We start from the raw sequence: 22,936 nt of genomic DNA, 5'->3' as shown, positions 1-22,936 counted from the left end.
GGCTTGGCTTGGGCTGGGCCTGGGCTGGGCTGGGCCTGGGCTGGGCCTGGGCTGGGCGGGATGGGCCAGCCGGGGTAGGCAGGCCGGGCCAGCCGGGGTGGGCGGGATGGGCGGGGTCGGGTTGGTGTCAGAGGCGGCGCAGTCGGGTGATGGCCTCCTCGATCACCTCGTCGCGCTTGCAGAAGGCGAAGCGCACGATGTGCCGACCGGCGGACGCGTCGTCATAGAAGACCTGGGTGGGCACCGCGACCACGCCGCAACGCTCCGGCAGGGCCAGGCAGAAGTCGACGCCGTCGGTGCCGCCCAGCGGGGTGATGTCGGCGGTGACGAAGTACGTGCCCTCCGAGCGCAGGACGGCGAAACCGGCCGCGGTCAGCCCCTCGCACAGGCGGTCGCGCTTGCGCTGCAGGCCGTCGCGGAACTGCTCGTAGTAGGACGGCGGGGAGTCCAGGGCGACGGCGACCGCCGGCTGGAGGGGGCCCGCGTTGACGAAGGTGAGGAACTGTTTGACCCGCAGGGCGGCGGAGACCAGGTCGCGGGGGCCGCAGATCCAGCCGATCTTCCAGCCGGTGCAGGAGAAGGTCTTGCCGGCAGAGGAGATCTGCAGCGTCCGGGCGCGCATGCCCGGCAGGGACGCGATCGGCACGTGGGGCGCGTCGGCGTCGGTGAAGACCAGGTGCTCGTAGACCTCGTCGGTGACCGCGACCGCGTCGAACTCCTCGCAGAGGGCGGCGATCTGCTGCAGCTCGTCGGGGGTGAAGACCTTGCCGGTCGGGTTGTGGGGGGAGTTGAGCAGGACGAGCCGGGTCCGGGGGCCGAAGGCGGCGCGCAGCTCGGCGGGGTCGAAGCCGTAGCCGCCGTCGTGTGCGCGCAGGGTCACCGGCCGGCGGACCGCGCCGGCGAGCGCGATCGAGGCGGCGTAGGAGTCGTAGTAGGGCTCGAAGCAGACGACCTCGTCGCCGGCCTCGCACAGGGCCAGGATGCTGGCCGCGATCGCCTCGGTGGCGCCGGCCGTGACGATGATCTCGCCGTCCGGGTCGTAGTCCAGCCCCCAGAAGGCCTTCTGGTGCGCGGATACGGCGGCGCGCAGCTCAGGGACACCGGGGCCCGGCGGGTACTGGTTGCGACCCGCGTGGATCGCCGCGGCGGCCGCGTCGAGCATGGCGGCGGGGCCGTCGGTGTCCGGGAAGCCCTGACCGAGGTTGACGGCGCCGGTCCGGGCCGCGAGGGCGGACATCTCCGCGAAGATGGTCGTGCCGAAGGGGCGCATCCGGGCGACGAGTTGATCTCGCGTGGCGTCAGTCACCCACCGAGTATGCGACGCCGGTCACTGTCGTGTTCTCCCAGGACCGTGGAGTGGTGGGGATCATCCGGAGCGTCTACCGTGACGGACCGTGGATGGACGCCGGAACTTCTCCCCGGACCCGGATGCGGAACCCCGCTGGTATCCGGACGACCGTGGATACGACGAGCGCGGCCGTGACGACCGCCGGGACGAGCGCCTCGATGACCGTCGCGACGACCGCCGTGACGACCGGTCGCGCGACGACCGCGCCTACGGGGACGATCGTGGTTACACGCCGACGCGGTACGCCGACGACCGTGAGTACGACGACGGCTACCGGATTCCGGAGCCGCGTGGCGCCGCCCGCGGCTACGGCGACCCCCTGCCCTACGGGGACAGCCCGAGCGGGCAGTTCAGCGCACCGCTCCCGGCCGGGCCCGAGAGCGTCGACGCCGAGTCGGTCTCCCGGTCGCGGCGGTCCGAGGCGATCGACCGCAGCGCCCTGCAGCGGCCGGTCTCCGGTGGCGCCCCGAGCGCGCCGGCGGCCCAGCTGCCACCGCCTCAGGTGACGGTGCCGACGGGGCCGCCGGCGCAGGCGGGCTTCGGCCAGCAGAACGCGTTCGCCGCGCCGACCACGCTGACCGCCGCGGTGCCGCCACCGCCGGCGGCCGCTGAGCCGGGCGGCGCCGTGTACCGCTCGAAGCGTCCCGGCCTGGCCGTCGTGCTGGTGCTGCTCACCGTCGTGTTCGAGGTGCCGGTGCTGCGCCTGTTCCTGACCGCGATGACCGCCGACAAGATCGAGGCGGCGGGCACCCTCGCGAGCATCTTCATGATCCTGGGCCTGCCGATGTTCGCCCTGGGGCTGTACGGCCTGATCGGCGGCGCCGCGGCCTCCGCGCCCGGGGTGCGGGCCTGGTCCCGGACGCCGCTGGCGTACCTGCCGGTCGCGGTGCTGCTGTTCATCGCCGCCGCGCTGTCGACCTGACCGCCTGACGGGCGGCCTGACCGCCTGACGGGTGGTGACCACCGGCCGGGGAGCGGCTCGCACACGAAAGAGCCGCCCCCGGCCGCCGCCCGCACACGAAAGAGCCGCCCCCGGCCGCCGCCCGCACCGCGGGACCGGACCGGACCAGCAGCTGCGGCGCGGCAGCCGAGGCGATTTGTCCGAAAGCTCAGCGCTGGAGCACCCTTGCAGGCGAGGGTCGGCGACCCGCCGGACGTGCCCCGAAAAGCGGCATCCGGGGGCGGATTCGTGGGTCGGCGGCGACTGCGCGTACACTTCCGAACGGCGACCGTGCACGCACGGTCGACCTCGCGCGCCCTCCCGCAGCCCGCCGCTTTCTCGCGCCGGGCGAGAGAAATGGGCGGCGGCCGCCCTGGTCCCGATCTACAGCCTCGTGCTGACTCGGGTGAGACGGCCGACGACCGGGCGCCAGGACGGCGGACCGACCGGGCCGCCGTGTCAACCAGGATCGAAAGGATCCCGCGAACATGGCTGTAACCATGCGCCAGCTGCTGGAAAGCGGCGTGCACTTCGGGCACCAGACCCGCCGTTGGAACCCGAAGATGAAGCGCTTCATCTTCACGGAGCGCAACGGCATCTACATCATCGACCTGCGCCAGACCCTCGATTACATCGAGAAGGCTGCCGACTACATCCGCAACACCGTCGCCGAGGGTGGCGCGGTGCTGTTCGTCGGCACGAAGAAGCAGGCGCAGGAGGCGATCGCCGAGCAGGCGACGCGTGTCGGTCAGCCGTATGTCAACCACCGCTGGCTGGGTGGCATGCTGACCAACTTCCAGACCGTCTACAAGCGGCTGCAGCGGATGAAGGAGCTCGAGTCCCTCGACCTCACGGGCACCGCGCAGGGCTACACCAAGAAGGAGACCCTGCAGCTGTCGCGCGAGCAGATCAAGCTGAGCCGCACGCTCGGTGGTCTGCGCGACATGCAGAAGCTTCCTTCGGCGATCTGGGTGATCGACACCAAGAAGGAGCACATCGCGGTTGACGAGGCCCGCAAGCTGGGCATCCCGGTCATCGCGGTGCTCGACACCAACTGCGACCCCGACGAGGTCGACTTCCCGATCCCGGGCAACGACGACGCCATCCGCTCCGCCGCGCTGCTGACCCGCGTGGTCGCGGACGCGGTCGCGGACGGTCTCATCGCCCGGTCGGGCCGTTCCACCCGTGCCGACCAGAAGCCCGAGCCGGGCGTCGTGGCCGGCGACGAGCCGCTCGCTGAGTGGGAGCGTGAGCTGCTCGAGGGTGCCAAGCCCGACGACGCAGCTCCCGCCGCTGCCGAACCCACCCAGGCCTGACAGAGCGAACTCAAGCGAGAGAGAGTCATGTCCAACTTCACCGCCGCGGACGTCAAGCGACTCCGCGATCTGACCGGCTCCGGCATGATGGACTGCAAGAAGGCGCTCGAGGAGTCCGAGGGCGACTTCGACAAGGCCGTTGAGCTGCTGCGTATCAAGGGTGCCAAGGACGTTGGCAAGCGTGCCGGCCGCACCACCGCCAACGGCCTCGTCGCGCACGTCGGCTCGGGTCTCGTCGAGATCAACTGTGAGACCGACTTCGTCGCCAAGAACGAGGCGTTCGTCGAGCTGGGCCAGAAGCTGGCCAAGCACATCGACGAGACGAAGCCGGCCGACGTCGAGACGCTGCTGGGCTCGAAGCTCGGCGACAGCACGGTGGCCGAGCTGATCCAGACCGAGTCGGCGCGTATCGGCGAGAAGCTCGTCATCAACCGCCTCGCGGTGCTGGGTTCGCCGGTCGCGATCTACATGCACCGCAAGAGCCCTGACCTGCCGCCGCAGGTCGGCGTGGCGGTCGAGTTCAGCGGCAAGGACGACGAGGCCGCTGTCGCCGACGCGCGTGGCGTCGCGATGCAGATCGCGGCCATGCGGCCGAAGTACCTGAGCCGCGACGCCGTCCCGGCGGACGTGGTCGAGTCGGAGCGCCGCATCGCCGAGCAGACCGCTCGCGAGGAGGGTAAGCCGGAAGGCGCCCTGCCGAAGATCATCGAGGGCCGGGTCAACGGCTTCTTCAAGGACTTCGTCCTCGTCGAGCAGCCGTCGGTCAGCGACAACAAGAAGACCGTCAAGCAGGTGCTGGCAGAAGCCGGCATCGAGGTGACACGGTTCGTCCACTTCGAGGTCGGCCAGGCCTGACAGTAGGGCGCGGAGGGGGTCACGGAATCCACACTGGATGCCGGGACCCCCTCGTCATATGCCCAGGCGCGAGGCAGATCCCCAAGTGCGAGACAGATCCCCGGGCGCGCGACAGATCCCAGAGCGGCAGAACGGACATGGAGAGGTTGCCCAGATGACGCACACCGCTGTGGAAGTGGCAAGGCAGGCACTGACGCCGGCCCCGATCGGGGTGCGGCGGGTCGTGCTGAAGCTCTCCGGCGAGGTGTTCGGCGGCGGCGCGGTCGGTGTCGACCCGACCGTGGTGCGGCACATGGCCACCCAGATCGCGACCGTGGTCCGCCGTGGCGTCCAGGTGGCCGTGGTCGTCGGCGGCGGCAACTTCTTCCGCGGCGCGGAGCTGTCCCGGGCGGGCATGGACCGCTCGCGGGCCGACTACATGGGGATGCTCGGCACCGTCATGAACTGCCTCGCGCTGCAGGACTTCCTGGAGAAGGAAGGCATCGACACGCGGGTGCAGAGCGCGATCAGCATGGCGCAGGTCGCGGAGCCGTACATCCCGCGCCGCGCGATCCGGCACCTGGAGAAGGGCCGGGTCGTGATCTTCGGCGCCGGCGCCGGCATGCCGTACTTCTCGACCGACACCGTCGCCGTGCAGCGCGCGCTGGAGATCCACGCCCACACGGTCCTGATGAGCAAGAACGGGGTCGACGGCGTGTACACGGCCGACCCACGCACCGACCCGACCGCGCTCAAGCTCGACAGCCTGACGTTCGCCGAGGCCCTGCTGCAGGGCCTGCGAGTGGTCGACCAGACCGCGTTCAGCCTCTGCCAGGAAAACGCGCTGCCGATGCTCGTGTTCGGCGCCGAGGGGGAGGACAGCGTGGCTCGCGCGTTGAGTGGTGAGAGGATCGGCACGCTCATCACCGCCGAGCCCATCCCGGATCGAGGAGGAAAGACCACGTGATCGAAGAAGCTCTCTTCGAGGCCGAAGAGAAGATGGAGCGCGCGATCGAGCACGCCAAGGAGGAGTTCGCGGTCATCCGGACCGGCCGAGCGACCCCGGCGATGTTCGGCAAGGTGATGGTCGACTACTACGGCACGCCCACTCCGCTGCCGCAGATGTCGTCGATCGCCATCCCGGAGCCGCGTATGGCGATCATCAAGCCGTACGACGCGAGTGTGATCGGTGCGATGGAGCGGGCGATCCGCGACTCGGACCTGGGCGTCAACCCGAACAACGAGGGCACCCAGATCCGGATCAACCTGCCGCAGATGACCGAGGAACGCCGCCGCGAGTTCATCAAGGTGGCGCGGCACAAGGCCGAGGACGCCCGGGTCGCCGTGCGCAACGTGCGCCGCAAGGCGAAAGAGGAGCTCGACCGCATCGTCAAGGACGGCGAGGCGGGTGAGGACGACGGGCGCCGCGGTGAGAAGGAGCTCGACGACCTGACGCACCGGTTCGTCGCCCAGATCGACGAGCTGCTCAAGCACAAGGAATCAGAGCTCCTCGAGGTCTGATGACGGCCCCCGGTACCCCTTCGACCAGGGCGCGGCACGCTGATGCCGCGCCCGAGGCGTCTATGCCAAAAGAACAAGAGCCGGCGCCGGAAGCGCCTGAGCCGGCAGAAGAAGCATCAGAGCCGGCAGAACAGGCGAAGCCGAAACGCCGGGCCGGGCGCAACCTGCCGGCCGCCATCGGCGTCGGTGTCGCGCTCGGCGGCGCGGTCATCGGTTCACTCTTCGTGTGGATCCCGGCGTTTCTCGCCCTGGTCGTGGCTGCCGTCGTCGTCGGCATCTGGGAGATGGTCCGGGCCGTCAGCGTGCACAAGGCCCGGCCGCCGCTGGTGCCGCTGCTGATCGGCGGCCCATGCATGGTGGTGCTCGCCTGGTTCGGCGGCGCCGACCTGCTGCCCGTCGGTCTGCTCGCGACGCTGCTGGTCGTGTTCGTGTGGCGGTTCGCCGGCGGCGCCCGGGACTACCAGCGCGACGTCACCGCCGGCGCGCTGATCGCGGTCTACGTGCCGTTCCTCGGCGCGTTCGCGGCGCTGCTCGCCCATCCCGGCAAGGACGTGTCCGACGGCGCCGTGCGCGTCCTCGTGACGATCCTGGCCGTAGTGCTGTCCGATACGGGCGGATATGTGACAGGTGTCTTCCTCGGCAGGCACCCGATGGCACCCTCCGTCAGCCCGGCGAAGTCCTGGGAGGGCGCCGCCGGGTCGGTCGTGTGGACGGGCGCCGGCAGCGCACTGGCGCTGTCACTGCTGCTGGACGACGCCGTCTGGTGGCACGGTGCCGTCTTCGGTGTCGCGGTCTCGATCGCGAGCGTGCTGGGCGACCTGGGTGAGTCGCTGATCAAGCGCGACCTGGGCGTCAAGGACATGAGCAACCTGCTGCCCGGTCACGGCGGGCTGATGGACCGGCTCGACTCGATCCTGCTGGCCCTGCCGACCGCCTACGCCGTCCTGGCGTTCCTGGTGCCCCCGTCCTAGTGCCCTTGGCCAGCGGTACCGAAGATCACGCGACTCGGCATGGGACACTTGAAGACGTCATGACACAGCTCCCCGTTTTGAACCTCGCATCCACCGCGACCGGCACGACGAGTGACGGCCGCCGTGCCACCATGCCACCACGGCACCTGGCCGACCTCGATCTCGCCGGGCGCCGGGCCGCGGTCGCCGAGCTGGGGGAGCAGGCGTTCCGCGCGGGCCAGATCTCGGCGCACTACTTCGGCCGGCTGGTCCGCGACCCCGACGGCATGACGGACCTCCCCGCCAAGAGCCGGGACGCGATCGCGGCGGCACTGCTGCCGAGGCTGCTGCACCCGGTGCACGAGAAGGCCACCGACGACGGAGCGACCCGCAAGACATTGTGGCGCCTTCACGACGGTGCTCTCGTTGAGAGCGTCCTCATGGGATATCCAGACCGGGTGACGGTGTGCGTGTCGAGCCAGGCGGGCTGTGGAATGGCGTGCCCGTTCTGCGCCACCGGCCAGGCCGGCCTGACCCGCAACCTGTCCACCGCGGAGATCGTCGACCAGGTCGTCTGGTTCGCCGGGATGGCCGCCCGCGGGGTGCTGCCCGGCAGCCCGGACCGGCTCTCGCGGGTCGTCTTCATGGGGATGGGCGAGCCCCTCGCCAACTACAACCGGGTCGTCGCGGCGGTCCGCCGGCTCACCGACCCCGCCCCGGAAGGGCTCGGACTCTCCCAGCGGCACATCACGGTGTCCACCGTCGGGCTGGTCCCCGCGATGCGGCGGTTGACGCAGGAGGGGCTGTCGGTGACGCTTGCGCTGTCGCTGCACGCACCCGATGATGATCTGCGCGACACGCTCGTGCCGGTCAACCAACGTTGGAAGGTCGCCGAAGTGCTTGATGCCGCGTGGGAGTATGCGGCTCGCACCGGTCGGCGCGTGTCCATTGAGTACGCAATGATCCGGGATGTGAACGACCACCCGTGGCGGGCTGATTTGCTCGGTCGGCTCTTGTCCGGCCGCCTCGCGCATGTCAATCTCATCCCGCTCAATCCGACACCGGGCAGTAAGTGGGACGCTAGTCCTAAGCCCGTGGAGCGAGAGTTCGTCCGGCGCCTCCGGGCCGCCGGTGTCGCGACCACGGTGCGTGACACCCGTGGCCGGGAGATCGACGGGGCCTGCGGGCAGCTTGCCGCCTCAAACGGTGGCAAAGTGGGAGAGCGTGAAACAGGCTTGCTAGCACGGCGAGCGAACGAGGAGACACAGTGAGTCAGGGTCAGCGGTTCCGGCGCCGTGCGCTGCGGCGGGGATACAAGGTCGACGAGGTCGACTCGTTCCTCGACCGGGTTGAGGCCACCCTCTCCGGTGACCCCATGGGCGCGCCGGTCAGTGCGCAGGAGGTCCACGACGTGGTCTTCCGTGTGCGTTTCGGCGGCTACGACGAGTGGCAGGTCGACCTGCACCTCGACCGGGTCGAGCGCCAGCTGGCCGAGCTGGAGGAGCGGGGCGGCGGCGGTGGCTTCGGCCGCGCCCTCGACTCCCGCAGCGGCGAGCTGCGCATGGCTCCCGAGCGGATGCCTGAGCGCATGCAGCCCGAGCGGATGGGCCCCCCGCCGATGGAGCGGATGCAGCCGGAGCGCATGGGCCCCCCGCCGATGGAGCGGATGCAGCCGGAGCGCATGGGCCCCCCGCCGATGGAGCGGATGCAGCCCGAGCGCATGGGCCCCCCGCCGATGGCGCCGCCCCCGCTGCCGCCGCGACCCACTCCCGCGCCCGCCGGCCCGCCGCCCCGCGACCAGAACTACGGCCGCTACGACGAGCCGACGTATGGCGGTGCCTTCGACGACGACCGTGGCTACGAGGCGCCGCGCCAGCCGCGCGCCGACATGACGGCCGAGATCCGCATGGACCCCCGCGACCGCCCCGAGCCGGCCACCTACGGCGGCGCGCCGGACCGGGACCCGTATGGCGGCGGCCCCGACCGCGACCGCGACCCCTATGGCGACTCCTACGGCGGCCCGCCCCAGGCGGCCCCCGTGCAGCACCAGTCGACCGAGGTGGCCCGCATCGACCAGCTTCGCCGCACGTTCCAGCTGCGCCGCTTCGGCAGCGGCTACGACCGCGCGCAGGTCGACCGGCTGTTCGAGGGCGTGATGGCGTCGCTGTCCGGTCGTGGTGGCCCGCTCACCGACGGTGACCTGGACCCTTCGCACTTCAACCTCGTGCCCGGCGGCTACTTCGAGGCCGAGGTCGACGCCGCGCTCAAGGAAGTCCGCGACATCGTGATTCGTCGCCGCTGACCCGGGGACGAAGAAGAGGCGCACCGGTCTTCCGGTGCGCCTTTTCCAGGTGTACGACCAGCGCAAACCGCTCTGGCAAGCGCTACCGCAGGTCGTCGGGTCAGCGCAGGCCGTTGCGGCGCAGCACCCAGTCGCCGACCAGCGCCAGCACCAGTACACCGGCGCACACGATCAACCAGATGTCCTCGACCCGACCCTGGTGGTTGCCGACCAGCATGCCCAGGATCAACAGCACGGTCACGGCCGCACCGAAGCGGGCCGCCCGCGGGTGTCCCGGCTTGAGCTGATCGGGGGAGGTCACGGGCTCGTGCTCGGCCACGACGCGTCCTTTCGCTGCAGGTGTGCTTCGCGACAAAGTCTGGCATGCGGCACCCGGCCCGACGGTTGCGGGTCGGTCGGGTAGCGTCGGGACCGCAGTTTTCTCATGGTTTATAGGAGGAACGCGGTGCGGATCACCGGGACCGGGCACGCCAGCCTGCGCATCGACACCGAGGCCGGCAGCATCCTGTGCGACCCGTGGGTCAACCCGGCGTATTTCGCGTCCTGGTTCCCGTTCCCCGACAACTCCCTGCTCGACTGGGAGGCGCTCGGCGACTGCGACTACCTGTACGTGTCCCACCTGCACCGGGACCACTTCGACGCCGAGCACCTCAAGCGGTTCGTGTCGAAGAAGGCCACCGTGCTGCTGCCGGAGTTCCCCACCTCGGAGATGCGCGACGAGCTCGAGGCGCTGGGCTTCACCAGGTTCCTGGAGACGAAGAGCGACCAGGTGCACGAGCTCGACGGCGGCCTGAAGATCATGATCCAGGCGCTGACCTCGCCGACCGACGGCCCGATCGGTGACTCCTCGCTGTGGGTCGAATACGACGGCGTGCGCATCCTCAACCAGAACGACGCCCGGCCGACCGACCTCACCACCTACACGGCGCTCGGCCACGTGCACGCCCACCTGCTGCAGTTCTCCGGCGCCATCTGGTATCCGATGGTCTACGACCTGCCGCAGGCGGCGAAGACCGCGTTCGGCAAGCAGAAGCGCGACCGGCAGTTCGACCGGACCTTCCGCTACATCGACGACCTCAAGGCCTCGCACGTGGTGCCCATCGCCGGCCCGCCGTGCTTCCTCGACGACGACCTGTGGCAGTTCAACGACATCTTCGGTGACGAGGGCAACATCTTCCCGGACCAGTGGGTGTTCCAGCAGGAGTACGCCAAGCACGGCGGCACCAACTCCACGGTCCTGCTGCCTGGCTCGGTGATGACCGTGGGTGTTGATCGGATCGACACGGTGCACCCGACCGACGTCGAGGAGTTCTTCGCGCACAAGCGCGAGCACCTGGAGGAGATGCGGGAGCGGAAGCGCCCCGTGATCGAGGCCGCCAAGGCGTCCTGGCGGCACCCCGAGGTCGACGTGCTCAAGCAGATGAAGGAGCGCATCGAGCCGCTGCTGGACGAGTCCGTCTACCTGGCCAAGGGCGTCGGTGGCCCGGTCCGCTTCGACCTCGTCGGCTACGACGGCGTCTCCGTCGAGTCGATCGTCGTGGACTTCCCGGGCAAGCAGGTCCGCCAGTATGCCGACGAGAAGGTCCGCTACCGGTTCCGCACCGAGCGCGCCCTCATCGAGCACCTCCTCTTCATCGAGGAGGTCGACTGGGTCAACTCCCTGTTCCTGTCCTGCCGCTTCACCGCCACCCGCATCGGCCAGTACAACGAGTTCGTCTACTCGTTCTTCAAGTGCCTGTCCGAGGAGCGGCTGCAGTACGCGGAGGGCTGGTTCGCCGAACAGAAGCCCGACGCCGAGGACATCAAGCTGGGCGACTGGATCGTGCAGCGCCGCTGCCCGCACCTCAAGGCCGACCTGACCCGCTTCGGCATCGTCGACGGCAAGACCCTCACCTGCCAGCTGCACGGCTGGAAGTTCGACCTGCCCAGCGGCCGCTGCCTCACCAGCGTGGGGCACGAACTGCGCTCCCGCCCGGCGGGCACGTCCACGGAAGTGTCGTAGGTCGGCGGTAGCCTCTGCTCGTGTTGGAGAAGGTTCGCAAGCTGCTCGCCAAGGCCGAGGACCCCGCGTGCACCCGCGAGGAGGCCGAGGCCCTCACCGCCAAGGCCGCCGAGCTCATCGGCAAATACGGCATCGACCAGGCCCTGCTCGCCGCCGCCGAAGGGCAGCGCCCGCAGACCGTCGGCAACCGCCTGGTCGAGCTGCACCCGCCGTATCTGCGCGAGAAGGCCCACCTCCTGCACGTCGTCGCCACGTCGCTGCGCTGCCGCTCGGTGCGCCTGCAGCACCGCACCCGCGACGGACTGCGCATCTCCATGCACCTGTTCGGCTTCGAGTCCGACGTCGCCGGTGTCGAGCTGCTGTTCGCGTCCCTGCTGGTCCAGGCCGCCCGCGGGGTTCTCGTCGAGCCCGTCCCGCCGGGTGAGCAGGTCGCCGCTTGGCGCCGGTCCTGGCTCATCGGCTTCAGCTCGGCGGTTGCGCACCGGTTCGCCGAGGCCGACCGGCGCAACCGGGCCGCCGCTCCCGACCAGCCGGGCGTGGCCCTCGTGCTGGCCGACCGGGGTCGGGCGGTGGATGTGGCGGTGGATGAGCAGTATCCGGATCTGCGCATGGCCCGCCCTCGGCGGTTGACCGGCGGGGGCTTCGACGCGGGCAACGCCGCCGGGCAGCGCGCCGACCTGGGCAGCCCGCGCGTCCCGACCGCCGCCCGTCAGTCGCTGCCTGGCTGATCTGCCTGTCAGTCGCTGCCTGGCTGACCTGCGCGTGATCGCGGGGTCGGGTTGCGGTTCGCGCGTTCCTGTCTTCATGACCTTCAAATATTCGCCCAACGTTGCGGGGACTTGATGGCACCGCCCGGCCTTCGGCCGTGCGACAGGGTTGCGTGGCCCCGGTCCGTGCCGTCTTGCGGTGATGCCAAGCCAGGTCCGAACTCACATGGTCCAGGTCCGTCGAGGTCATCATTCGGTGCTACAACACCGCCTGCAGCCAAAGAACGAAAACCATCGATCACTGGACTGGGTGGTACCAGCGCTCCGGAACGGAAATCTTGAACTACCCGGTGGATTACCCCCCGTGGGGCAACAGTGATCCACCGGGTAGCGAGGATGCACCGGGTTGTTCTGCGGTCCGGAGCGGCAGTCTTGATCCACCAGGTAGTTCGAACGTCGGGTCCGGCGTGGGCGGGGCGGGGAGATTGCGGCTGTTGTGACCGGCGACGGTGTGGGACCACCGAATGATGACCTCGACGGCGCTGGATCGTGTGAGTGCGGGCCTGGCTTGGGATCACCGCAAGACGGCTATCAGGGTGACCACGCCACTCTGTCGCACGGACGCGCCAGCGGCCGGGCGGTGCCATCAAGTCCCCGCAACGTTTGGGCGAATATTTGAAGGTCATGCTGACCGGAAACCGCGGACCGCAATCAGCGGGGGGAGTTGAGCTGGTCGTGGGCGACGGCCCGGGGGTCGGTGTCCGGTTCGCGGTCGAGTTGCTCGTCGACGGGGACCCACTTGTCGGCCACGACCGGCTCGGGGACGCCGACCCGCAGCGCCTCCAGCTGGGCGCCGAAGGCGATGCCGAGGAACAGGGCGACACCCGTCAGGTTGGCCCACAGCAGCAGGGCCATGATGCCGGTGAGGGCGCCGTACGTGGCGCCGAAGGCGTCGCTGCTGCTGACGTAGACGGCGAGGAGCGCGCTGATCAGCCACCAGAGGGCGGTGGACAGGGCGGCGCCGAAGAGGAGCCAGGAGAAGGCCGGCTGGCGGCGGCGCGGGGCGAAGCGGAAGATCGCCGCCACCGCGGTGACGACCAGGACGACGCTGACGGGCCAGCGCAGGACCTGCCAGACGGCGTCGACCGGGCCGCCCCAGGGGTAGTGGGCGCGGACGGAGCGGCCGAGGTCGCCGCCGGCCACGAGCATGAGGAAGCCGGCGAGGGCGGGGATGCCGGCGCTGAGGGCGAGCAGGACGGCGCGGCCGTACTTGGTGTGGAACGGGCGGTCGCGTTCGACGCCGTAGATGCGGTTGGCGCCGCGTTCGATCTGGGCCATCGCGGTGGTGAGGGCGAGCATGCCGGTGAGGAGGCCGGCGGTCAGGGCGAACTCGCCGATGTCCTCGGTGCGCTCGGAGTCGGCCAGCAGGTCGTGCACGAGGTCGTCGCTGGCGCCGGGGGTGAGGGCGAGGACCGTGTCGGCGACGACCTGGCCGCCCTCGGCGACGCCCAGATCGCTGACGAGGCCGGTGAGCGCGATGAGGAACGGCACGATCGCGAGGCACAGCTGCAGGCCGAGGGCGCGGGCGTGGCTGAAGCCGTCGCCGTACCGGAAGCGCAGGAACGCGTCGCGCAGCAGGCACCAGCCGCCGTGGCGGCGCAGGGCGTGCCAGGCGTCGTCGGCGGAGAGGTCGTCGCGGGCCATCAGGCGCGTTTCGGGAACCTGCCGGGTGCTGCTCACAGCGCTTGAATTCCCGTCGCGGGGAGAGCGAAAACCCGCCTACCATCGACTCGCACGGTGATGAAGCGGACGCATCGGCGCCTGACAAGCGCTCGGTGGTGCGTGCGTGGAGCCGGATGCGTCGAGGTCGCGGCGAGCTCGCGACGAAGGTGTGGTGGCACCGCGATCGGCCCCATCGCCCACACCTCCGGGGAGCGGAGTCCCTCGGGAGGTGTCATGCATCGCATTCTGTCCAACCAGCTGCCACAGCACGTCGGCGAGACCGTCACGGTCGCCGGCTGGGTCCATCGACGGCGGGTCCTTGCCAACGTCACGTTCGTGATCGTCCGCGACCGCGGCGGGCTGCTGCAGACAGTGACCAGGGAGCCGGAGCCGCCGGGCGAGGAGCAGGTCGTCGAGGTCACCGGCAAGGTGGTCGCCAACAGCGCGGCGCCCGGTGGGGTGGAGCTGGTCGAGCCGGTGTTCACCGTGCTCGGGCCGGCCGAGCCGCCGCCGGTGGAGCTGTTCCGGCCCGAGCTCAAGGCGTCGCTGCCGGTGCTGCTCGACCACGCCGCGGTGACGCTGCGGCACCCGGCGCGGCGGAAGCTGTTCGCGGCGTCGGCGGCGGTGGTCGGGGCGTTCCGGGCGGCGCTGGACGGGCAGGGGTTCACCGAGGTGTTCACGCCCAAGATCGTGGGCTCGGCGACGGAGAGCGGCGCCAACGTGTTCCAGCTGGACTACTTCCAGCAGAAGGCCTACCTGGCGCAGTCGCCGCAGTTCTACAAGCAGACGATGGTCGGCGTCTTCGAGCGGGTGTACGAGGTCGGCCCCGTGTTCCGCGCCGAGCCGCACGACACCTCCCGCCACCTGGCGACCTACACGTCCCTTGACGCTGAGCTCGGATTCATCGAAAGCCACCGCGACGTCATGGCCGTGCTCACGGAGGTCATCCGGGCGATGGTCGGAGCCGTCCAAGAGCGCGGGTACGGCGTGAGCATGCCGGTGGACGTACCGATGCTGCATTTTGCGGAGGCGCTGCGGATCGCCGGCGCGCACGAGGACGAGCCGGACCTTGCCCCGGAACACGAGCGCGCGCTGGGGGAGTGGGCCCTGGAAGAACACGGGTCGGACTTCGTGTTCGTGGAGGGGTACCCGATGCGCAAGCGGCCCTTCTACACGCATCCGCAGCCCGGCGAGCCGCGCTGGTCCAACTCGTTCGACCTGTTGTTCCGCGGGCTCGAGCTGGTCACCGGCGGGCAGCGGCTGCACCGGCACGCCGACTACCTGGCCGCGCTCGCCCGGGAGGGCCAGGACCCGGCGCCGCTGCGGACCTACCTGGAGGCGTTCCAGCATGGCATGCCGCCACACGGCGGATTTGCGATCGGGCTGGAGCGTTTCATGGCGCGGGTGACGGGTGCGGCGAACGTCCGCGAGACCACGTTGTTCCCGCGTGACCTGCACCGCGTGGCGCCGTAATTCGATTGCCCGGCGACAAGTGATGATCTATAATTGGTACATGCGTACTAACGGGGACGGCATCTGGGATTCACCGCGATGACGGTCGGTCGCGGGGGCGCGCCACAGCGTGCCCCCGCGACATCGGCAACCCGGCCGGGAACCCGGAAGTACGCACGCGCCTGAGACAATGGACGGGTGACCTCCCGCGAGATCGTGCTGCTCGGCTCGACCGGGTCGATCGGCACGCAAGCGATCGACATCGTCCGGCGCAACCCCGACAAGTTCCGCGTGGTCGCCATCGGCGCCGGCGGCGGCAACGTCCGCCTGCTCGCCGAGCAGGCGCTCGAGCTCGGCGTCGACGCGGTCGGGGTGGCCAAGGCCACCGCCGCGCAGGACCTGCAGCTCGCGTTCTACAGCGAGGCGACCCGCCGCGGCTGGGCCACCGGCGACTTCCGCCTGCCGAAGATCCTGGCCGGGCCCGACGCGATGACCGAGCTGGCGCAGTGGCCGTGCGACACCGTGCTCAACGGGGTCGTCGGCTCGCTCGGGCTGGCCCCGACGCTCGCCGCGCTGCGCGCCGGCCGGACCCTGGCCCTGGCGAACAAGGAGTCCCTGGTCGCCGGTGGTCCCCTGGTGCGGGCCGTCGCCCGCCCCGGTCAGATCGTCCCGGTCGACTCGGAGCACTCCGCCCTCGCCCAGGGCCTGCGGGGCGGCACCGCCAAGGAGGTCCGGCGCCTGATCCTGACCGCGTCCGGCGGTGCGTTCCGCGGGCGGACCCGCGAGCAGCTCGTCGGGGTCACCCCGAAGGAGGCCCTCGCCCACCCGACCTGGGACATGGGCCCGGTCGTGACGATCAACAGCGCGACGCTCGTCAACAAGGGCCTCGAGGTGATCGAGACGCACGAGCTGTTCGGGGTGGCGTATCGCGACATCCACGTCATGGTGCACCCGCAGTCGGTGATCCACTCGCTGGTCGAGTTCCACGACGGTTCGACGCTCGCCCAGTGCAGCCCGCCCGACATGCGCCTGCCGATCGCGCTGGCCCTCGGCTGGCCCGACCGGGTCGCCGACGCCGCGCCCGGGGTCGACTGGACCACGGCGCACACCTGGGAGCTGCGCCCGCTCGACGAGGAGGCGTTCCCGGCGGTGGCCCTGGCGAAGGCGGCCGGGGAGGCGGGCCGATGCCGGCCGGCGATCTACAACGCCGCCAACGAGGAATGTGTGGCCGCGTTCACAGCGGGTGACCTTCCTTTCCTCGGCATTGTCGAGACGTTGGAGCAGACCCTTACGGATGCACCTGACTTTGCCGAACCAGGTACCGTCGATGACGTGCTCGCCGCCGAATCCTGGGCGCGGGCCTATGCGCGCGAACGGATCGCGGGCGGGAAAGGGGCCTGATGGCGTTCACGGTTGGGATCGTCCTCTTCGCGGTGGGGATCCTGTTCGCGGTGTGTCTGCACGAGGCGGGACACATGCTGACCGCCAAGTGGTTCGGCATGCGGGTGACCAAGTACTTCGCCGGGTTCGGGCCGACGATCTGGTCGTTCAAGCGCGGCGAGACCGAGTATGGCGTCAAGGCGCTCCCGTTCGGCGGGTTCGTCAAGATCGTGGGGATGACGCCCCAGGAGGACGAGATCGACCCGACCACCGGCAAGTCCGGTGCGGACGACCCGCGGGCGATGTGGCGCTTCCCGGTGTGGAAGCGGACGATCGTGATGAGCGCGGGCTCGATCACCCACTTCGCGATCACCCTGATCACGCTCTGGGTGCTGTTCTCCTTCGTGGGCATCCCCGACCCCGGGACCAAGAACGACGAGCTGCCGGTCCGGGTCGGCCCGGTCGCCAAGTGCATCTCCAAGACCTGGGAATACGACGCCAAGACGAAGGCGCCGAAGGCCTGCGACCCGGCCGTGGACCCGAAGAGCCCGGCGGTGCAGCTCGACCTGAAGCCCGGCGACATGATCACCTCCATCGGCGGCGTCGCCACCCCCAACTCGGGGACCCTACGTGAGCAGCTCAAGAAGGTCACCAACACGTCGGTCCCGGTGACCTGGACCCGCGACGGCAAGGCGCTCAGCGGCACCGCCTTCATCCCCGAGGCGCAGCGGATCAAGTCCGACGTCGTGAAGACCGCCGACAAGATCACCGCGGACGACCTGGAGCAGGGCGGCCTGCTGGGCATCAGCATCGCCCCGCGGACCTCGGACATCCCGAAGGTCTCCTACGGCCCCGTCGAGGGGATCGACAAGACGTTCACCCTCACCGGGACGCTGATCGAGCGGACGTTCGCCTCGTTCAAGGACATCCCGGAGAAGGTGCCCAACCTGTTCAACGCGATCCGCGGCGAGGAGCGCGACCCGGAGACGCCGGTCAGCGTCGTCGGTGCCAGCCGGATCGGTGGCGAGCTGTTCGAGCTCGGCGACTGGGCCTCGCTGCTGCTGCTGTTCGCGAGCCTCAACCTGTTCTTCGGCATCTTCAACCTCTTCCCGTTGCTGCCGATGGACGGCGGGCACATCGCGATCGCCTGGTTCGAGCGGGTCCGGTCCTGGGCCGCCGCCAAGCTGGGCAAACCCGACCCGGGTCGGGTGGACTACTACAAGCTGGCGCCCCTCACGCTCGGCGTGATAGGCATCCTCGGCGTCTTCGTCCTGCTGACGGTGACCGCCGACTTCGTGAATCCCATCAGCCTCAAATAGGACCCTGAAACAGGTGGCGCACTCCATGACCGCTGTCAGCCTCGGCCTGCCTTCCATCCCCCCGCCGGCGCTCGCCCCGCGCCGGAAGTCCCGCCAGATCATGGTCGGCTCGGTGCCGGTCGGTGGCGGGGCGCCGGTGTCCGTGCAGTCGATGGCGACCACGCTCACCGCCGACGTCAACAGCACGCTCCAGCAGATCGCCGAGCTCACCGCGTCGGGCTGCCAGATCGTGCGGGTCGCCGTGCCCAGCCAGGACGACGTCGAGGCGCTGCCGGCGATCGCGAAGAAGTCGCAGATCCCGGTCATCGCCGACATCCACTTCCAGCCGAAGTACGTGTTCGCGGCGATCGACGCCGGCTGCGCGGCGGTCCGGGTCAACCCGGGCAACATCCGCCAGTTCGACGACAAGGTCAAGGAGATCGCCAAGGCGGCCTCGGCGGCGGGCATCCCGATCCGCATCGGCGTCAACGCCGGCTCGCTGGACAAGCGCCTGCTGGAAAAGCACGGCAAGGCGACGGCCGAGGCCCTGGTCGAGTCGGCGCTGTGGGAGTGCTCGCTGTTCGAGGAGCACGACTTCCGCGACATCAAGATCTCGGTCAAGCACAACGACCCGGTCGTCATGATCCGGGCGTACCGGCAGCTGGCCGAGCAGTGCGACTATCCGCTGCACCTCGGCGTGACCGAGGCCGGCCCCACGTTCCAGGGCACGATCAAGTCGTCCGTCGCGTTCGGCGCGCTGCTCGCCGAGGGCATCGGCGACACGATCCGGGTCTCGCTGTCGGCCCCGCCGGTCGAGGAGATCAAGGTCGGCAACGCCATCCTCGAGGCCCTCGGCCTGCGCGAGCGCGGCCTCGAAATCGTGAGCTGCCCGTCGTGCGGGCGCGCCCAGGTCGACGTCTACACCCTCGCCGAGCAGGTCACCGCCGCGCTCGACGGCTTCCCGGCGCCGCTGCGGGTCGCGGTCATGGGCTGCGTCGTCAACGGCCCCGGCGAGGCCCGCGAGGCGGACCTCGGCGTGGCGTCCGGCAACGGCAAGGGCCAGATCTTCGTCAAGGGCAAGGTCATCAAGACCGTGCCCGAGGGGCAGATCGTGGAGACCCTGGTCGAGGAGGCCCTGCGCCTGGCCGAGGAGATGGGTGTCGACCTGCCGGAGGAGCTGCGCGGCCTCGGGCCGTCGGTGACGGTGCACTGAGCCCCGACACACAGACGACTGCCATGGGTATGTGCGGCCGTCGCCGGGAGGATCTGGCAGGCTTGTACGCATGCTGACGGTGGCGGCGAGGCTCCTCGGCGACGCCGAACGCGGTTCGGTCGAGCGCCTGCTCGACGGCGACCCGTTCGGCGGCGCGCAGGTGGCCGAGCGGATCTCGATGGCCGGGCTGGCCTGGTGGCGTCAGGACGCCCGGATCTTCGGTTATGGTTCGCGCCGTCACCTGGAGTCGCTGTGCTGGCTCGGGGCGAACCTGATCCCCGTCAACGCCTCCGCCGCGGCGGTCTCGGCGTTCGCCGACATGGTCGCCGGCGAGCCGCGCGGGTGCTCATCGATCGTCGGTTCCGCCGACGCGGTCCTCGGCCTGTGGAGCCGGCTGGCACCGTCGTGGGGGCCGTCGCGGGACGTGCGCCCGAATCAGCCGCTGATGGCGACGTCCTCGCCGGCGCCCGTGCCCGCCGACCCCGGGGTGCGACTCGTGCGGCCCGACGAGATCGACCTGCTGTTCCCGGCGGCGGTGGCCATGTACACCGAGGAGGTCGGCGTCTCACCCACCGCCGACGGGGGCGAGCGCTCCTACCGGGACCGGGTCGGTGAGCTGGTCCGGGCCCGCCGGGCATACGCCCGCGTGATCAACGGGCAGGTCGTGTTCAAGGCGGAGCTGGCCGTGGTCACCAAGCACACCGCGCAGATCCAGGGTGTCTGGACGGCGCCGGAGTGGCGCGGCCGGGGGCTGGCCCGGGGCGGGATCGCCGCGATCGTGCGCGACGCGCTGCGGCGAGTGGCACCATCGGTCAGCCTGTATGTCAACGACTACAACACGCCTGCTCGCAGCGTGTACGAGCGGTGCGGGTTCCAGCAGGTGGGCACCTTCGCCACGGTGCTGTTCTAAACCGCGGTTTCCCGACAAATCGCCCCCCATGTGCAGGATGAGTGGCTGCGGGCCCTCTTCGCCTGCGGTGCCGGCTGTGCGGTGTTCGGGATGACCTACCTGCTGACCAGGAACATCGTCGCCGCGACGGTGCCCGGCCTGTCGACCGCCGTCGGGTTCGCCGGTTTCAACCTCGGCCGCCGCGACACCCGCGCGCTCGACGGCCTCGACAAGGCCACGATCACCCGCCGCGCCACCGTCGCCGCGTCCGGCCGGGCCGCGTGGCGCGGACAGGTCGAGGGCGTCACGGTCGCGCTGGCGGTGCTGATCGTCGTGCACCTGCCGACCCGCGGGTTCATGGTGGACTGGCTGCTGCCGCTCGCGCCGGCCCTCGCCGCCGGCCTGGCCCGCCAGGGCGGGCTGCTCAGCGCCCGCCTGACGCACGAGTCGGCGAAGGCGTCGACCCTGCGGCCGGTCCTCAACCGCAACCCGCTCGCCGAAGGCGCCCGGCATTGAACCGGCATTGAAACCGAGCCGGCCGCTCAGACGGCGTGGGCGGGCTGGCGGCGCAGGGAGCACAGCACCCAGGCGGTGTGCGAGCCCGCCTCGGCGGTGTAGAAGATCACCTTCTGGCCGGCGTCGGCGATGTCGAGGACCTCGCAGGTGAAGACCAGCTCGCCGTGGACGGGGTGGTCGAAGCGTTTCGAGGTGCTGCGGCGCACGCACACCTGGTGCTCGTCCCACCGGCGGGTGAAGTCGGGGCTCGCGGCGCGCAGCCGGGCGATCAGCGACCGGATGCCCTCGTCGGCGGGGTAGCGCACCGACGCGGCGCGCAGGTCGGCGACGCACTCGTCGGCGAAGGTGTCGGCCGCCGGGTCGGCCGGCGCGGGGCCGGTGAACAGGTTCCAGATCATGTTGCGGGACTCGGGCATGACGACCGCCGGGTCACCCATCAGGGCGACCGCCATCGGGTTCCAGGCGAGGAGCTCGTACTTCGCGTCGATCACGAACGCCGGGGTGTCGTCGAGGCGGTCCAGCAGGTGCCGGATGCCGGGCGACACGTGCGGGGAAGGGCCGGCCGGCGGACCGGGTTGCTCGCCGGCCAGGTGGAAGAGGTACGTGCGCTCGTCGTCGTGCAGGCGCAGCGCCCGGCTCAGCGCCCCGAGGACCTGCCGGGACGGGCGCGGGCCGCGGGCCTGCTCGAGCCGCGCGTAGTAGTCGACCGAGATGCCGGCGAGCCGGGCGACCTCCTCGCGGCGCAGGCCGGGCGTGCGCCGCCGGGTTCCGCCGTCGAGGCCGGCGTCGGCGGGGGAGACCCCGGCCCGGCGGCTCTTCAGGAAGTCGGCGAGCTGTTCCCGGTCCATGGCCTCCATGCTGCCGGAACCCGCCGCCCGCAACCAGGGACCGGCGATCCGCTGTTCGGCACGGCTCTGCCGCGCGCGGCGGAAGGCGGGCAGCGTGGCCGGTATGAGCGAACCACGGGTGGCCCTCGTCACGGGCGCGAACAAAGGCATCGGCTTCGAGATCGCGAAGCTGCTCGGTGCCCGACACGGCATGAAGGTCCTGATCGGTGCGCGGGACGCGGTGCGCGGCAAGGAGGCCGCGGCGGCGCTCGGCGGCTTCGCCACGGCGGTCGTCCTGGACGTCACCGACGAGGAGAGCGTCGCCGCGCTCGCTGCACTGGAGCGGCTCGACGTGCTGGTCAACAACGCGGGCGTGCTGCTGGAGCGGGGCGCGCCACCGAGCGGGACACCCGTCGACCTGCTGCGGCAGACGTTCGAGACCAATGTGTACGGGGTCGTCGCCGTCACCAACGCGGCCCTTCCGGCGCTGCGCCGCTCGGATGCCGGGCGGATCGTCAACATGGGCAGCGGGCTGGGGTCACTCGCGTTCACCACGGAGCCGGAGCACATGTACGCGCAGCACCCGCTGCTGGCGTACAACGCGTCCAAGAGCGCGCTGAACGCGGTCACGGTCTCGTTCGCCAACGAGCTGCGCGGCACCGCGATCAAGGTGAACGCCGCCGATCCCGGGTACTGCGCGACCGACATGAACGGGCACGCCGGGCCGAGGACCCCGGTGCAGGGCGCGACCGCGGCGGTGCGCCTCGCCACGCTGCCGGCCGACGGCCCGACCGGCGGCTTCTTCGACGAGGACGGCCCCGTGCCCTGGTGAGCTACCGCCCGGTGCCGAAGTGCGCCAGGAACGCCGTGGCGGCCGCCGACCGGGGGCCGGCCCGGCGCCAGGCGAGGCCGAGCCGCCCGCTGAGCTCCGGTTTCGTGATCCGGAGGGGGTGCAGGCCGGCGTGGCCCCGCGCGATCGACGCCGGCAGGATCGCCACGCCCAGCCCGCGGGCCGCGAGCTGGGCCACCACCTGCGGCGTGCCCGCCTCGAACGCGACCGTGGGCGCGAACCCGGCCGCCGCGCACGCCGACTCGAGGATGCCGCGGATGCCGGTGCCGGACCGCAGGCAGATCAGCGGCCGGTCGCGCAGGTCGGCGATCCGGACGGTCGAGCGCCGGGCCCAGGCGTGACCCGGGGCGACGGCGGCGTCGACGGCCTCGTCGGTCAGGACGCGCAGGTCGAGGTCGGGCGGTGGGGTGTCGTACGCGATGATCGCCGCGTCCAGGCGCCCCTCCCGCAGCCCGTCGACGAGGCGGTCGGTGGTGTCCTCGGCCAGGGTGATCTCGACGCCCGGGTGCTCGGCGTGGAAGTCGGCGAGGACCGTGGCCAGGTCGACGTCGTGCGAGGTCACGGTCCCGATCGCGACCCGGCCGCGGGTCAGCCCGGCCAGCTCGGCGGCGGTGCGCCGGGCACCCTCGACGGCGGCGAGCGCGGCCCGCGCGTAGGGCAGCACCGCCGCGCCGGCCGGGGTCAGCCGGACCTCCCGGCCGGAGCGGTCCAGCAGGTCCTGCCCGAGCTCCCGCTCCAGCTTCCTGACCTGCGCGCTCACGCCCGGCTGCGCGATCCGCAGCCGGGCCGCGGCGCGGGTGAAGCTCGCCTCCTCGGCGACGGCGACGAGGTACGCCAGCTGGTGCAGCTCCATAAGCGTTGATTCTAGA

22 protein-coding genes are annotated in these 22,936 nt (G+C 70.8%); 17 read left to right on the top strand and 5 right to left on the bottom strand.

What is annotated here, in order from left to right:
- Positions 1 to 127 precede the first annotated feature (127 nt).
- The gene (locus tag ACFPIJ_RS02650) at positions 128 to 1,306 is read right to left on the bottom strand and encodes a pyridoxal phosphate-dependent aminotransferase (protein WP_380112936.1); all 1,179 of its coding nucleotides are present in this window, start codon (positions 1,304 to 1,306) and stop codon (positions 128 to 130) included.
- Positions 1,307 to 1,394: 88 nt separating this feature from the next.
- Between ACFPIJ_RS02650 and ACFPIJ_RS02645 the strand changes: the two genes are divergently transcribed.
- The 8 genes from ACFPIJ_RS02645 to ACFPIJ_RS02610 all read left to right on the top strand — a co-directional run bounded on the left by ACFPIJ_RS02645 (position 1,395) and on the right by ACFPIJ_RS02610 (position 9,211).
- Positions 1,395 to 2,270: a hypothetical protein gene (locus ACFPIJ_RS02645; RefSeq protein ID WP_380112935.1), complete on the top strand. Its 876-nt coding sequence runs from the start codon at positions 1,395 to 1,397 to the stop codon at positions 2,268 to 2,270.
- Between the two features lie 506 nt (positions 2,271 to 2,776).
- Positions 2,777 to 3,604 (top strand): 30S ribosomal protein S2, encoded by an 828-nt coding sequence (rpsB, locus tag ACFPIJ_RS02640; protein WP_380112934.1) that lies wholly within the window; start codon positions 2,777 to 2,779, stop codon positions 3,602 to 3,604.
- A 27-nt stretch (positions 3,605 to 3,631) separates the two neighbouring features.
- Positions 3,632 to 4,459, top strand: a complete 828-nt coding sequence (tsf, locus tag ACFPIJ_RS02635; RefSeq protein ID WP_380112933.1) for a translation elongation factor Ts — start codon at positions 3,632 to 3,634, stop codon at positions 4,457 to 4,459.
- A 154-nt stretch (positions 4,460 to 4,613) separates the two neighbouring features.
- Positions 4,614 to 5,405: a UMP kinase gene (gene pyrH, locus ACFPIJ_RS02630; protein ID WP_380112932.1), complete on the top strand. Its 792-nt coding sequence runs from the start codon at positions 4,614 to 4,616 to the stop codon at positions 5,403 to 5,405.
- Positions 5,402 to 5,959 carry a ribosome recycling factor gene (gene frr, locus ACFPIJ_RS02625; RefSeq protein WP_380112931.1) on the top strand — a complete coding sequence of 186 codons (558 nt, stop codon included), beginning with the start codon at positions 5,402 to 5,404 and terminating at the stop codon, positions 5,957 to 5,959. The genes pyrH and frr overlap by 4 nt, the downstream gene beginning before the upstream one ends.
- A 62-nt stretch (positions 5,960 to 6,021) precedes the next feature.
- On the top strand, positions 6,022 to 6,930 hold the full coding sequence (locus ACFPIJ_RS02620; protein WP_380112930.1) for a phosphatidate cytidylyltransferase: 909 nt from the start codon (positions 6,022 to 6,024) through the stop codon (positions 6,928 to 6,930).
- Between the two features lie 59 nt (positions 6,931 to 6,989).
- On the top strand, positions 6,990 to 8,180 hold the full coding sequence (rlmN, locus tag ACFPIJ_RS02615) for a dual-specificity RNA methyltransferase RlmN (protein ID WP_380113072.1): 1,191 nt from the start codon (positions 6,990 to 6,992) through the stop codon (positions 8,178 to 8,180).
- A complete protein-coding gene (locus ACFPIJ_RS02610) occupies positions 8,177 to 9,211 on the top strand; it encodes a DivIVA domain-containing protein (RefSeq protein ID WP_380112929.1) in 1,035 nt (344 codons plus the stop codon). The genes rlmN and ACFPIJ_RS02610 overlap by 4 nt, the downstream gene beginning before the upstream one ends.
- A gap of 100 nt (positions 9,212 to 9,311) precedes the next feature.
- Here the strand turns inward: ACFPIJ_RS02610 and ACFPIJ_RS02605 are convergent, their stop codons facing one another.
- Positions 9,312 to 9,530, bottom strand: coding sequence for a DUF2631 domain-containing protein (locus ACFPIJ_RS02605; RefSeq protein ID WP_380112928.1), 219 nt, complete (start codon positions 9,528 to 9,530; stop codon positions 9,312 to 9,314).
- Positions 9,531 to 9,662: 132 nt separating this feature from the next.
- Here ACFPIJ_RS02605 and ACFPIJ_RS02600 point away from each other — a divergent pair, with 132 nt between their 5' ends.
- Together ACFPIJ_RS02600 and ACFPIJ_RS02595 are read left to right on the top strand one after the other, a co-directional pair.
- Positions 9,663 to 11,213, top strand: a complete 1,551-nt coding sequence (locus ACFPIJ_RS02600) for a Rieske 2Fe-2S domain-containing protein (protein WP_380113071.1) — start codon at positions 9,663 to 9,665, stop codon at positions 11,211 to 11,213.
- A 20-nt stretch (positions 11,214 to 11,233) separates the two neighbouring features.
- Entirely contained in the window at positions 11,234 to 11,941 is a 708-nt protein-coding gene (locus ACFPIJ_RS02595; RefSeq protein ID WP_380112927.1) for a DUF2786 domain-containing protein, read from the top strand.
- A 690-nt stretch (positions 11,942 to 12,631) separates the two neighbouring features.
- On the opposite strand, the gene ACFPIJ_RS02590 is transcribed toward ACFPIJ_RS02595, so the two are convergent.
- Entirely contained in the window at positions 12,632 to 13,660 is a 1,029-nt protein-coding gene (locus ACFPIJ_RS02590; RefSeq protein WP_380112926.1) for a YihY/virulence factor BrkB family protein, read from the bottom strand.
- 216 nt (positions 13,661 to 13,876) lie between these two features.
- Between ACFPIJ_RS02590 and aspS the strand changes: the two genes are divergently transcribed.
- The 6 genes from aspS to ACFPIJ_RS02560 all read left to right on the top strand — a co-directional run bounded on the left by aspS (position 13,877) and on the right by ACFPIJ_RS02560 (position 20,390).
- Positions 13,877 to 15,115 (top strand): aspartate--tRNA(Asn) ligase, encoded by a 1,239-nt coding sequence (aspS, locus tag ACFPIJ_RS02585; protein WP_380112925.1) that lies wholly within the window; start codon positions 13,877 to 13,879, stop codon positions 15,113 to 15,115.
- A gap of 195 nt (positions 15,116 to 15,310) precedes the next feature.
- A complete protein-coding gene (gene dxr / locus ACFPIJ_RS02580; RefSeq protein ID WP_380113069.1) occupies positions 15,311 to 16,495 on the top strand; it encodes a 1-deoxy-D-xylulose-5-phosphate reductoisomerase in 1,185 nt (394 codons plus the stop codon).
- Positions 16,495 to 17,793 (top strand): M50 family metallopeptidase, encoded by a 1,299-nt coding sequence (locus tag ACFPIJ_RS02575; protein WP_380112924.1) that lies wholly within the window; start codon positions 16,495 to 16,497, stop codon positions 17,791 to 17,793. The genes dxr and ACFPIJ_RS02575 overlap by 1 nt, the downstream gene beginning before the upstream one ends.
- A 25-nt stretch (positions 17,794 to 17,818) precedes the next feature.
- Positions 17,819 to 18,985, top strand: a complete 1,167-nt coding sequence (gene ispG, locus ACFPIJ_RS02570; RefSeq protein WP_380112923.1) for a flavodoxin-dependent (E)-4-hydroxy-3-methylbut-2-enyl-diphosphate synthase — start codon at positions 17,819 to 17,821, stop codon at positions 18,983 to 18,985.
- A 70-nt stretch (positions 18,986 to 19,055) separates the two neighbouring features.
- Entirely contained in the window at positions 19,056 to 19,895 is an 840-nt protein-coding gene (locus ACFPIJ_RS02565; protein WP_380112922.1) for a GNAT family N-acetyltransferase, read from the top strand.
- Between the two features lie 30 nt (positions 19,896 to 19,925).
- The gene (locus ACFPIJ_RS02560; RefSeq protein WP_380112921.1) at positions 19,926 to 20,390 is read left to right on the top strand and encodes a hypothetical protein; all 465 of its coding nucleotides are present in this window, start codon (positions 19,926 to 19,928) and stop codon (positions 20,388 to 20,390) included.
- Positions 20,391 to 20,416: 26 nt separating this feature from the next.
- Here the strand turns inward: ACFPIJ_RS02560 and ACFPIJ_RS02555 are convergent, their stop codons facing one another.
- Entirely contained in the window at positions 20,417 to 21,238 is an 822-nt protein-coding gene (locus tag ACFPIJ_RS02555; protein ID WP_380112920.1) for a helix-turn-helix transcriptional regulator, read from the bottom strand.
- A gap of 103 nt (positions 21,239 to 21,341) precedes the next feature.
- On the opposite strand from ACFPIJ_RS02555, the gene ACFPIJ_RS02550 reads away from it, so the two are divergent.
- Positions 21,342 to 22,049 carry an SDR family oxidoreductase gene (locus ACFPIJ_RS02550; protein ID WP_380112919.1) on the top strand — a complete coding sequence of 236 codons (708 nt, stop codon included), beginning with the start codon at positions 21,342 to 21,344 and terminating at the stop codon, positions 22,047 to 22,049.
- Position 22,050: 1 nt separating this feature from the next.
- On the opposite strand, the gene ACFPIJ_RS02545 is transcribed toward ACFPIJ_RS02550, so the two are convergent.
- Positions 22,051 to 22,920 carry a LysR substrate-binding domain-containing protein gene (locus ACFPIJ_RS02545; protein WP_380112918.1) on the bottom strand — a complete coding sequence of 290 codons (870 nt, stop codon included), beginning with the start codon at positions 22,918 to 22,920 and terminating at the stop codon, positions 22,051 to 22,053.
- Between the last annotated feature and the right edge of the window lie 16 nt (positions 22,921 to 22,936).

It is taken from the genome of Dactylosporangium cerinum (genome assembly GCF_042653625.1).
GTDB classification, from domain to species: Bacteria; Actinomycetota; Actinomycetes; order Mycobacteriales; family Micromonosporaceae; genus Dactylosporangium; species Dactylosporangium cerinum.
Note: the sequence above shows the minus strand (reverse complement) of the source record. Positions and strands in the feature narration are given on the sequence as shown.